Below are 11,921 nucleotides of genomic sequence, written 5' to 3' on the forward strand. Positions count from 1 at the left end.
GACAGGGGTACGGATTCGGCTGTGCTTCGGATGGATCCCGGGGCTCTGTCGAGTGATGAAAGGCGCGGCGCGCGATGTCGCGCCCCTGGTTGGTCTGGCAGCAACTCTGGGCCGGACGTGTTTTACGATGCCGCGAGGCATCTGCGCCGTCGACACGTCGGCGCTGAGGGCGGCACCGATCCGGGCGGCGAGACGGTGCCGAGGGCAAGCGTGCGGTTCGAGGGAGTGTCGCAACGATGAGCAGCGCCGCACAACGGCCGTTTACCAGGGCCGACGCGTTCGCCGGCGACGGCGAGATCGGCCGTGACCTCGCCAAGGTGGACTGGGCGTCGACTCCGCTCGGCGATCCCGCGGACTGGCCGCAGAGCCTGCGGACGGCGGTGAGCATCCTGCTGTCGTCGCGCTTCCCGATGTGGATGGCCTGGGGCCCGCAGCTGACCTTCTTCTGCAACGCCGCATACCGACGCGACACCCTCGGCCGCAAGTACCCGTGGGCTCTGGGCCGCCCGGCCAGTGAGGTGTGGGCGGAAATCTGGCCGGACATCGGCCCCCGAATCGACCGGGTGCTGAGCACCGGGGAAGCCACCTGGGACAAAGCGTTGCTGCTGTTCCTGGAGCGGTCCGGCTACCGGGAGGAGAGCTACCACACCTTCTCCTACAGCCCGCTGCGCAACGACGACAACGCCCTCATCGGCATGCTGTGCGTGGTCAGCGAGGACACCGAGCGGGTCGTCGGCGAACGGCGGATGACCACGCTGCGCGACCTCGGGTCCGACCCCAGCGTGGTGCGCACCGAGGAGGAGATGTTGACCTTCGCCGGCCGGCAACTCGGCCGCAACGACCTCGACCTTCCGTTCACGGCGATCTACCTTCTCAATGGCGACGGCAGCGCCCGCCTGGCCGCGGCCGCAGGCATCCCCACTGGCCACCCCGCAGCCCTTCGCACGATTCCCGCCACGGGGCCGGCCCCGGTGTGGCCGGTAGCGGCACTGGCGCGGGGTGAGTCACGACTTGTCCCGCTCGAAGGCGCCCCGTTCACAGGACTGCCGACCGGCGCGTGGTCACAACCACCCACGCAGGCACTCCTGGTGCCGCTGCTGCAACAGGGCGACACGCCCTACGGCTTCCTGGTGGCCGGCCTGAATCGGTACCGGCCACTCGATGACGGTTACCGAGGCTTCATCGAACTGGCCGCGGGCCACGTCGCGGCCGGGATCGCGAGCGCGCGCAGCTACCAGGCGCAGCAGCAGCGGGCTGAGGAGCTCGCCGAGATCGACCGTGCGAAGACGGCATTCTTCTCCAACATCAGCCACGAGTTCCGCACTCCCCTGACCTTGATCATGGGTCCGCTGGAGGAGCTGCGTTCCCGCCTCGGCGACACCGACGAGGGGGTGCGCGAGGAGCTGCAGGTCATGCACCGCAACGGGCTGCGACTCGGCAAGCTGGTCAATGCGTTGCTGGATTTCTCCCGGATCGAAGCCGGCCGGATGCAGGCCCACTACCAGCCGGTGAACCTCGCCGCGGTCACGGCCGACCTCGCCAGCGTGTTCCGCTCCGCCGTCGAACGCGCCGGTCTCACCTACGAGGTGGACTGCCCCCCACTGCCCGAGCCGGTGTACATCGACCGCGGCATGTGGGAGAAGATCATCCTGAACCTCCTCAGCAACGCCCTGAAGTTCACCTTCGACGGCGCGATCCGCGTACGGCTGCGCGCTGACGACGGCCGGGCCGTGGTGACCGTCGCCGACACGGGGATCGGAGTGCCCGCCGAGGAGATGCCGCGACTGTTCGAGCGGTTCCACCGCATCGACAACGCCCGCTCCCGCTCCAACGAGGGCAGCGGCATCGGCTTGGCGCTGGTGAAAGAACTCGTCGGGCTGCAGGGCGCCGACGTCAGCGCCGACAGCACCATCGGACGAGGCACCACCTTCACCATCCGGCTGCCCTTCGGCACCGATCACCTACCGCCGGGCAGCGTCACTCACGCCGAGGATCACGACGTCTCCGCCACCGCCGAACCGTTCGTCGAAGAGGCGCTGCGATGGCTACCACACGAGCCGTCGCCGAGTGCGCCCGACGAGGTTGCCGGACGCAGCGTGCCGGCGACGACGACGGACGTACGGCCAAACCCGGCGCACATCCTGGTCGCCGACGACAACGCCGACATGCGGGAGTACCTCACCCGCCTGCTGCGCGCGGCCGGCTACCGGGTCGAGGCGGTCAACGACGGTCAAACGGCCCTGCAAACGGCACGGGTCAACCATCCCGACCTGATCGTCAGCGACGTGATGATGCCCCGGCTGGACGGTCTGCAACTGGTAGCCGCCCTACGCGCCGAACCCCGTACGGCGGGAACGCCGGTCCTGCTGCTGTCGGCACGGGCAGGGCAGGAGTCCTCCATCGAGGGGCTGGAGGCGGGAGCGGACGACTACCTGGTCAAGCCGTTCGCCGCCGCCGAACTGCTGGCCCGGGTACGAACGAACGTCACGTTGGCTCGGCTGCGTAATCACCACGCCCGGTGGCGAACCGCCCTGATCGACTCGCTACAGGAAGCCTTCTTCGTCTGCGACGAGAACGGCGCCGTCGTCGAGATCAACACCACCTTCACCGACCTCCTCGGCTACGGCCCCGAAGGGCTCCCCTACGCCGCCAATCCCCCCTGGTGGCCAAGCCGGGACACCGAGCCGGAGGCATACCAGCAAGTCGCCGACGCCCTCACCATGCTCACGGGTCAGACCAGCGGCGCATACACCATTCCGGTGACGCACCGAGACGGACATCGTCTGTGGGCAGCCGCCGCTTTCAACCAGGTGCAGGACCCTGACACCGGTCGACGGGTCATCGTCGGCACCTTCCGCGATGTCACTGCGGAGCACTACGCCGTGCAACGGGAAACCGCACTGGCCGCCCTGAGCATCCGACTGTCGCAGGCGGACAACCTCACCGACGCCCTGCACAGCGTCCTCAATGAGCTACGCGGGCTGTGGCGCGCCACGCGCGTCCTCGCCGCGGTCTTCGACGGCTCCCACACCCCGACCGTCGCCACCACCGACCCACACCAACGCTGGGACACCCTCACCGACCAACGCCGGCAGATGCTCACCGCCCTGCGAGACCGTCCCCTGCTCACCACTGTCGCCGACCACACCACGGGCGTCGGAATCGCCGTCGAGCACCCCCACGGCACGATGGCCCTGTGGATCGACCTCGGCGAGAGGCGCCCCGTCACCGAACAGGACGAAACGCTGCTGGCCCTGCTCGCCGGCCACCTCAGCCAAGGGCTGCACCGGGTGCAGCAGATTGATCAGCAACGGGAAACCGCCCTCGCGTTGCAACGGGCCATCCTCGGCCCCGCACAGCTACCCAGCGGCTTCGCCGCGCGGTACGCACCCGCCACCCGGCCGTTGAAGGTCGGCGGCGACTGGTACGACACCATCGCGCTCGTCGACGGGCAGATCGGCATCGTCGTCGGAGATTGCGTCGGCCACGGACTGCAAGCCGCCACCGTCATGGGACAGCTACGCAGCGCCTGCCGTGCCCTGCTGCTGCAGGACTCCAGCCCGGCGCGCACGCTCACCGCACTCGACCGTTTCGCCGCCCAGTTACCCGGAGCGCTGTGCGCGACGGTCTTCTGCGGCGTCCTCGACCCGACGACCGGGCAGCTGCGCTACGCCAGCGCCGGGCATCCTCCCGCCATCGTCACCTCTCCGGACGGCAGCACCCGGTTGCTCGACCAGGGCCACTCCCGTCCCCTCGGAGTTCGAGGCAGCGCCGAGCGGCCCGAAGCTGAGGAACTCGTGCCGGCGCGGGCGACCTTGATGCTCTACACCGACGGGCTCGTCGAACGCCGCCGCCAACCGCTCACCGCGGGCATCGACCACGTCGTGACGGTGATTCAGAACGGACGCGCCCAGCCCATCGAGATGCTCGCGACCGACGTCATGGACCAACTCGCCCCGCCAAGCGGATACGACGACGACGTGGCGGTCCTGCTCTACCGCCACCCCGGGCCGCTCGAACTCGACTTCGCCGCCGAACGCGGCGGTCTCGCACCCGTGCGCACAGCGTTGCGGGGCTGGCTTGAGCGCTGCGGGCTCGACCCCACCAGCGCCTACAACGTCCTGGTGGCCGCCGGCGAAGCCTGCGCCAACGCCGTCGAGCACGGCCACCGCGACAACCCCGGCGGACGGATCCGACTACGGGCCACCGCCACCGCCGACGGTCTGCACCTCAGCGTCACCGACAGTGGGCACTGGAAGACACCCCAGGCGGACGTTGACACCCACCGGGGGCGGGGCCTGCTCCTCATGCGTGCCCTGATGGACGCCATCACCGTCACACCCGGTGCCACCGGCACCACCATCGACATGCAGGCGAGGATTTCATGAGCACCGCACTGACCCTCACCACCGGCCACCAACCCGACGGCACTCCCGTGCTGACCGCAGCCGGTGAGGTCGACATGAGCAACGCCGCCGACTTCGCGGCTGCCCTCGCCCGCGCCGCAGAGGTCGCGCCCGGCCAGCTGACGGTCAACCTGACCGCACTGGAATATCTCGACAGCGCGGGCCTCGCCGTCCTGTTTCCCCACGTCGAGCGGATCCACCTCATCGCCAGCCCACTCCTGGCTCCCGTATTGACCATCGCCGGCCTCGCCGACCTGATGACAGTCGTCAGTGCCTGATCGGACAGGCTGTTCGGGCAGGGTATACGGCGCCTACGACCCTTCCCGCGAGAGCTTGCCGACAGCTCCACCGACGTCCCGGGTGCGTGCCGCGATACGGATGGTGGTGCCTTCGGGTCCGCTGTCGACAAGGAGGTAGTTGGCCATCTGCCCGACCACCCAGAGGCCCATTCCCCCTGCGCCGGACAGCGGCGGCCGCTCGACGCGCGAGACGTAGCGAGCGGTGTTGAAACCCCGCCCCCGGTCGATCACTTCACAGGTGAGCTGGCCGTTGAGGAGCAGCCGTATGGCGCCCGTGCCGCCCCCGTGTCGCACCACGTTGATCAACAATTCGTTGACCGCTGTCACCCAGTCCTCGATCTCGTCGGGGTCGAGGCCGCACCGGCGACTGACGGCCTCGACCTCGTTGCGAACGCGAGCGAGGTCAGCGAGGTCGAACGACGTCGAGAAGAGGGGCCTCCCGGCAGTCGGCGCATGCTGGTCGCGAGGTGGGTCCGCCACTGGTTCCCCTCTCTTTCCGGACGTGAAGGCCGGTGACCTTGCCGGTCGCGCGTCACAGTGTGCTCTCCGAAACGGTTCACCGGACGACGTAGGCATCAATGTGACATGGGAAGGTACCCCACATCGAAGGCGCGACACCATTGATCTCGTTCCTGACGAACCGTCGGCGGCGCGCCGGCGTCTAGGCTGCCTGGGTGGCGGGTGCCGAGGTGGTGACGAATGACGAGCGGCTGCGTCGTATCGAGGCGATCACCGATGCCGCCCTGTCGGGGCTGAACATCGCCGAGTTGCTCGACGAGCTCCTCGAACGGGTCCGGGACCTGCTCAAGGTCGATACCGCCACCATCCTGCTGCTCGACGGTCACACCGGCGAGCTTGTCGCGACAGCGACCAAAGGCCTGGAGGAGGAGGTACGCCGGGGTTTCCGCGTCCGGGTGGGACGCGGGTTCGCCGGGCGGGTGGCGGCGACACGCGCACCGGTCACGATCTACAACGTCACGCCCGACGACGTGGTCAATCCCATCCTGCTCACCACTGGCGTACGTGCCCTGCTGGGCGTGCCCATGCTCGCCAACGGCAACCTCGTCGGAGTTCTGCACGTCGGCTCCCTGGCCCTGCGACGGTTCGGCCCCGACGACGTGCAGCTGTTGCAACTCGTCGCCGACCGGGCCAGCCTCGCGGGTCAGGCCCGAGCACGGGTCCTCGATCGGCAGGCGGCGCTGGCCCTGCAACACAGCCTGCTACCCGGACGGCTACCCGACATCCCCGGCCTCGACCTGGCCGCCCGGTACGTACCCGGCCACGACCTGGGCATCGGCGGCGACTGGTACGACGTGTTCACGTTGCCCTCGGGCTGGCTGGGCGCCGTCATCGGAGACGTCTCCGGCCACGGGCTGGCATCCGCCGTCGTCATGGGACGCATCCGCAGCGCGCTGCGCGCCTACGCCCTCGACTCCGACGACCCCGCCCAGGCGCTGACCTCCCTCGACCGCAAGATCCACCACTTCGAAGCCGGCACTCTCACCACCGCCGTCTACGCCCTCATCGCACCCGACCGCGCCACAGTCCACGTCTCCTGCGCCGGCCATCTGCCACCGCTGCTGGCCGCCCCCGACCAACCCACCCAGCTCGTCAACCTGACGGTGGACCGACCACTCGGCGTGGGCCGACCATTGGTCAATCGCCGCACCACCGTTCTCGACCTACCGCCCGGCGCGACGCTCGTCTTCTACACCGACGGACTCATCGAACGCCGCAGCGAAGTGATCGACACCGGCATCGAGCGCCTCGCCGACGCCGTGCGATCCGGGCCAGCCGACGCATTGTGCGACCACATCATGGCCAGCACCGCGGAGGAGCATCCCAACGACGACATCGCCCTGCTGGTCCTCCGCCGCACATCACCAATCGACGCTCACGGGGAGTATCGAGCCGAGCAGGATCGCCGCTGAACTGGTGGCTGCAGCACCCTCCACAGCCCCTGTGCAGACCGCCTCATCGTTTCGCGTCTGCCGCCCTCGGACCTCTGTGACCGCGTCGGCAAGGGCTGCCACCCCGTCGGTGATGGAGCGTTCGGTGAGGGTGGCGTAGCCGAAGATCAGCCCGCCAGGTCCGGCGGGGCTCAGTCGATACCGGGAGACGCCCTGCACGACCAGTCCGCGCCGGGCGGCGGCAGCCACGACCGAGGCCTCGTCGAGGTCGTGCGGGAGCCAGGTCACGACGTGTTGGCCCGCCGCGACACCGACCGGTTCCAGTTCGGGCAGCCTTGCGCGCAGCGCGGCCAGGAGTGCGTCGCGACGGCGGCGGTAGACCGGGCGCATGCGCCGTAGGTGCCGGTCGAATTCGCCGCGGGTGAGGAAGTCGGCGAAGGTGAGTTGGTCGATGACCGGAGAGCCGCGGTCGGCCCGTACCTTCGCCGCCGTGATGTCGTCGACCAGGTGTGACGGCGCAAGCAGCCACCCGAGGCGCAACCCTGGCGCCAGGGTCTTGCTCGCTGTGCCGCAGTAGACGACGGTGTCGGGTGCCAGCCCCTGCATGGCGCCGACGGGCGCGCGGTCGTAGCGGTACTCCGCGTCGTAGTCGTCCTCGATCACCACGGCGCCGCGACGCTGCGCCCAGCCGATGACCCGGGCCCGCGCGGTGGCCGACAGGACGCCGCCGGTGGGCCACTGGTGCGAGGGCGTCAGCACGACGGCGTCCGCGTCGGTCTGTTCGAGCTCCTCGACGAGAATGCCGTCTGGCCCGACCGGGACGCCGATCACGTCCAGGCCGACGGCGGCCGCGACGAGGCGGGCGTCGTCGTCCGCGGATGGGTCCTCGACGGCCACCCTGCGGGCGCCGCGCACCGCGAGCACCTGGAGTATCAGCGCGACGCCTTGACCGTAACCGCTGCAGATCACGACGTTCTCCGGTCGGGCCGATGTGCCACGGACCCGGCTGAGGTAGTCGATCAGGGCTGTGTGCAGTTCGGGTACGCCACGCCCGTCGAGGTAGGCGAAGCGTTCGTTCGGCGTGGTGGTGAGGACCGTTCGCACCGAACGCAGCCAGGCGGCCCGGGGAAATGACGACACGTCGGTGCGGCCGTACCCGAAGTCGATCCGGGCCGCCGGTCGATCCCCGCCGCGCCGACCCGCCGACGGCGGAACCGGCTCGACCGCGACCTGGGTGTAGCCGCCCACCCGACTGGTGAGGTAGCCCTCGGCGACGAGTTGCTGATAGGCCTCGACCACGACGCCGCGTGAGACGCCCAGATCGGCTGCGATGGTGCGGGTGGGCGGCAGGGACGCCCCCAGACGCCACCGGCCGGCCCGGATGCTGTCCCGGATCGAGGCGGCAATCTGCCGGTGCAGCGGCTCGGCCGCGGACCGGTCGACCTGGATGAGCAGGTCCTCCGCAGTGCTCGAATTGGTCCTGATTCGGCCCATGGAATCGGACCTTACCGGGTGTACCGATTTCCGTCAGGCTCCGATGTATGACAACTACCAGTCCCCACTTCGACGGCCGCCTTCTCACCTCGGGTAGTCCGGGTTACGACGCGGCCCGCACCGTCTGGAACGCCATGATCGACCGGCGTCCGCGGATGATCGTGCAGGCCGCGAGCGTCACCGACGTGGCGGTCGCGGTGCGCCTGGCCCGCGAACTCGACCTGGAGATCGGGGTGCGCAGCGGCGGGCACAACGTGGCCGGCCTCGCCGTCCCCGCGAACGGCCTGATGATCGACCTGACCCCGTTGAACGGCGTTCGGGTCGACCCGATCCGGCGACGCGCCCGGGTCCAGGGCGGCGCGCTGCTCGGCGCACTCGACCGGGCGTCGCAGCCGTACGGCCTCGCCACGACCGCGGGTAACGTCTCGCACACCGGGGTCGGCGGCCTGACCCTCGGCGGCGGCATGGGCTGGCTCGCCCGGCAACACGGGTTGGCCTGCGACAACGTCGTCTCCTACACGATGGTCGCCGCGGACGGGGAGGTGGTGACCGCGAGCCGAACCGAGAACCCCGACCTCTACTGGGGCCTGCGCGGCGGGGGCGGCAACTTCGGCATCGTCACCGACTTCGAATTCCAGCTGCACCACACCGGGACGCAGACCCTGGTCGCCGAGTTCGACTTCCGCGCCGAGGACGCCGTACCGGTGCTCGAAGGCTGGCGGGACCTCAACGCCGTCGCGCCGCGGCAGGCGACCTTCACCGCCGATGTCCAGAGCACGGCCAGCGGCCCCATCGCCACCGTCGGCTTCGTATGGGTCGGCGACCCGGCACAGGGGCACCGGTTGCTGCCGGCGATGCGCGCGCTCGGGCGCCCGGTAGCTGAGCGGGTCACCACCCCCTCATACCTCAAACTGCAGCAACGCGACGACACCGTCGGCGGCCACGCTTACCGCCGGTACTCCAGCGCGCACTACCTGCGGCGGTTCCCCACCGCCGCGATCGAGGCGTTCCTGCTGCGCGGCGCGTCGGACCTGCACACCGGCACCCACCTGGCCAACGTCGGCCTGCAGGCGCACGGCGGCGCCATCGCCGACGTCGCCGACGCCGACGCGGCGTTCAGCCACCGCGGCACCATGTTCGAGTTCGGCGCCGGCTCCCGCTGGACCGAGCCATCGGAAGACGACATGTGGATGGCGGCGGCTCGCAGTGCGGGAGCCGCGCTCGACCCGTACGCCGATGGCGTCTACGTCAACTCGCTCGCCGCCGACGAGGGGCAACGTGGGGTACGCCGCGCGTACCCGGCCGCCAAGCTCGCCAGGCTCACCGCGCTCAAGACGATCTGGGAACCGCACAACGTGTTCCACCTCAACCACAACATCCGACCCCATAGCCAGTAGCGCAGCGATCGCGCCAGGACTGGCTTGCATTGGTGAAAGGCCACGCTTCGACGTTCACGGTCGACTCCTTCGCGTACCCGATCAGATCGGTCAGCGGCGCACCCGATAGCGCAGGTGAAGCACCCGGTTGCCCTGAATCACCACGTCGGGGTCCTCCAACAGGTGCTGCGCGTGGACCGACCCGAAGTAGCGCTTGCCGGACCCGAACATGACGGGTACGACGTCCATGCGCACCTCGTCGACCAGGCCCGCGGCGAGCGCCTGGCCACCGACGTCGCCAGCGGCGACCTCGACGATGCGGTCACCCGCGAGCTCCTGCGCCTTGGCCACGGCTGCCTCGACGCCGTCGACGAAGTGAAACGGCGCCTCGGGGTCCCACCCCTCGGGCTGCGGCCGGTGCGTCACGACGACCGCGTGGTCGACCCCGCCCGGAGGCTTCCCGTCCCAGCCGTCCGTCATGTCGAAGACGTGGCGGCCGGCGATCGTGACTCCGATCTGGTCCCAGTACGACCGGGTGTAGTCGTAGGACGTCTGCGACACCTTCAACTCGCCGCTCTCGTCCAACGGCACGTCACCGCTGAGCAACCAGTCGAACAGCGGTCCAGGCTGGTCATTCTCGTCCGCGATGAAGCCGTCCACCGACACGGAGCTGTACATGACCACCTTGCCCACGGGGCTCTCCTCTGCTTGGGGGGTGGCCCCCAAGTTAGCGTGTCGTGTGCTGTCGCTCTTGTAAGAAATCAATCGGCCGGTAGCGGCCAACTGTCCAGCACGTGGCCGGGATGTTCGCGCAGGAACCGCCGCCGGGCTTCGACGTACCGGGTCGGCGTGAGCCCGGTGAACGCCCGGAACTCGTGGGCGAAGTGGGCCTGGTCGAAGTAGCCTGCGCCGCCCGCGAGGTCGCCCCAGTCGATCGGTCCGGCGGGGTCGATCGAGAACACTGTGGCAGCGAAGCGGTAGGTGCGGGCCAGCCGCTTCGGCGTGACACCGATGAGCTCCTTGAACCGCTGTGCCAGGTGAGTGCTGCTGACACCGGCTGAGACCCTCAAGTCGCCGATCGCGACCGCCCCGCTGGTCGCCACGATGACGCTGCTCGCACGGCGGACCAGCCCCAGACCCGCGGTCTCGCTCAGCCGTCGCATCAGCTCCTCCTCGAGCAGCGTCAGCATCTCGTACGGCCCGGCCGCCGTGGCAAGCCGGTCCCGCAGCTCAGCAATGGCGGACCGGCCCCACACCTGCTCCACCGTCACGGGCCGGTCGCACAGCTCGGCCGCGGGCATCGGCAGGAACGGCGCCAGCCCCCAGGGCTTGAAGTGCACGCCGACGGACCGGGTTCGGAGTGGGTAGCCGAACTCCCACGCGCGGGTGGGCATGGTGACCACGCAGCCGTCGGCGAAATCGGCCATCTCGATGTCGGTGCCGGCGCGAATGCGGAACGGCGCGCCGAGGTTGACGATCAGCAACGCCGACGGCGGCGGCAGCGACAACCGGGCGTACGGCGGCGCACCCTCCAGGTAGTAGAGGTCGTCGATCAGCCCGTCCAGCGGCGGTCGCGGCACTCTGGACACGTACTCCACACCCACAGTATCGCGGCCGTGTCCGTCAAGCGGACCACGGCGACACCGCGCTGATCAACCGGAGACGGTCCGCCCTCCCGCGAATCGCCTCGACCGCGCCCGGCAGGCCCAACCTGGCAGCCTCCTCGGCGGCAAGGTTGCGCAGCAGCGGAGCCACCCCGATCTGACCGAACTGGAACCCGAGTTGGCTGTGATAGCTGGCGGCGGCCGCCACCTTCCTGGCCAGATGACCGCTGATGTCAGCGCCCGCCTCGACACCGTCCGGCACGCACCGCCACGGTGACGCAGCTGGTCGCCGGCTGACATACGGCACGTCCCTCCACCACAGGCCGTCCGGGCTGAGCGCGGCGACAGTCTCGGTGACGACGCGATGGTCGGCGTGGTCACCGAGGGCCTGCGGCGCGAGGATCACGTCGGCGTCCGCCAGATGCGGACGCAGCGCCGGTACGAGAGCCGCCGCCGCCCGGTCATCGTCTCGGACACCGGCGAAGAGCGCGGCCGGGTCGGGATAACCGCGGTGCGGCGCCTCGGGCAGTGGCAGGTGTACCGGCTGCACCCCGAGCACCGCACAGGCTGCTTCGTCCTCCGCCCGGCGCAGCGCCATGTAGTCGACGTCGGCCGCGACCCCCTTGTCGAGCTGGCAGGCCAGAGCGAACGGTGACAGGATCGGCACGCTGGCGGTGAAGCAGGTGACCACTCGTACCGTCCAACCCGTCGCGGCCAGCGCTGCGAGGGTGCCGCCGACGGAGAACACCGCGTCGTCCAGGTGCGGACTGACCGCCACCGCGACCCCCGGGCGCGTCGTCACCGGCGGTCCGCCGATCGGGGCTGCGGGGCT

9 protein-coding genes are annotated in these 11,921 nt (G+C 69.9%); 4 read left to right on the forward strand and 5 right to left on the reverse strand.

Translation table 11 applies throughout. The annotated features are described in order from the left end of the window. Positions 1 to 236 precede the first annotated feature (236 nt). Together ABZS40_RS29605 and ABZS40_RS29610 are read left to right on the forward strand one after the other, a co-directional pair. Positions 237 to 4,388, forward strand: a complete 4,152-nt coding sequence (locus tag ABZS40_RS29605; RefSeq protein ID WP_354946916.1) for a SpoIIE family protein phosphatase — start codon at positions 237 to 239, stop codon at positions 4,386 to 4,388. Further along, a complete protein-coding gene (locus ABZS40_RS29610; protein ID WP_354946918.1) occupies positions 4,385 to 4,684 on the forward strand; it encodes an STAS domain-containing protein in 300 nt (99 codons plus the stop codon). Before ABZS40_RS29605 ends, ABZS40_RS29610 begins: the two co-directional genes overlap by 4 nt. Before the next feature lie 33 nt (positions 4,685 to 4,717). Here ABZS40_RS29610 and ABZS40_RS29615 read toward each other — a convergent pair whose 3' ends face one another. After that, entirely contained in the window at positions 4,718 to 5,185 is a 468-nt protein-coding gene (locus ABZS40_RS29615) for an ATP-binding protein (RefSeq protein ID WP_354946920.1), read from the reverse strand. Positions 5,186 to 5,379: 194 nt separating this feature from the next. Here ABZS40_RS29615 and ABZS40_RS29620 point away from each other — a divergent pair, with 194 nt between their 5' ends. Next, the gene (locus ABZS40_RS29620) at positions 5,380 to 6,636 is read left to right on the forward strand and encodes a GAF domain-containing SpoIIE family protein phosphatase (RefSeq protein WP_354946922.1); all 1,257 of its coding nucleotides are present in this window, start codon (positions 5,380 to 5,382) and stop codon (positions 6,634 to 6,636) included. Here ABZS40_RS29620 and ABZS40_RS29625 read toward each other — a convergent pair. Continuing rightward, positions 6,586 to 8,109: a PLP-dependent aminotransferase family protein gene (locus ABZS40_RS29625; protein ID WP_354946924.1), complete on the reverse strand. Its 1,524-nt coding sequence runs from the start codon at positions 8,107 to 8,109 to the stop codon at positions 6,586 to 6,588. The genes ABZS40_RS29620 and ABZS40_RS29625 overlap by 51 nt on opposite strands. A gap of 47 nt (positions 8,110 to 8,156) precedes the next feature. Between ABZS40_RS29625 and ABZS40_RS29630 the strand changes: the two genes are divergently transcribed. After that, positions 8,157 to 9,506 (forward strand): FAD-binding protein, encoded by a 1,350-nt coding sequence (locus tag ABZS40_RS29630; protein WP_354946926.1) that lies wholly within the window; start codon positions 8,157 to 8,159, stop codon positions 9,504 to 9,506. A 90-nt stretch (positions 9,507 to 9,596) separates the two neighbouring features. Here the strand turns inward: ABZS40_RS29630 and ABZS40_RS29635 are convergent, their stop codons facing one another. The 3 genes from ABZS40_RS29635 to ABZS40_RS29645 all read right to left on the reverse strand — a co-directional run bounded on the left by ABZS40_RS29635 (position 9,597) and on the right by ABZS40_RS29645 (position 11,891). Next, positions 9,597 to 10,178 carry a dihydrofolate reductase family protein gene (locus tag ABZS40_RS29635; RefSeq protein ID WP_354946927.1) on the reverse strand — a complete coding sequence of 194 codons (582 nt, stop codon included), beginning with the start codon at positions 10,176 to 10,178 and terminating at the stop codon, positions 9,597 to 9,599. Positions 10,179 to 10,246: 68 nt separating this feature from the next. Then, positions 10,247 to 11,074: a helix-turn-helix domain-containing protein gene (locus ABZS40_RS29640; RefSeq protein ID WP_354946931.1), complete on the reverse strand. Its 828-nt coding sequence runs from the start codon at positions 11,072 to 11,074 to the stop codon at positions 10,247 to 10,249. Between the two features lie 34 nt (positions 11,075 to 11,108). Beyond that, positions 11,109 to 11,891: a PIG-L family deacetylase gene (locus tag ABZS40_RS29645; protein WP_354946932.1), complete on the reverse strand. Its 783-nt coding sequence runs from the start codon at positions 11,889 to 11,891 to the stop codon at positions 11,109 to 11,111. Between the last annotated feature and the right edge of the window lie 30 nt (positions 11,892 to 11,921).

This window comes from Micromonospora sp. NPDC005324 (genome assembly GCF_040607155.1).
Lineage (GTDB): Bacteria > Actinomycetota > Actinomycetes > Mycobacteriales > Micromonosporaceae > Micromonospora > Micromonospora trifolii.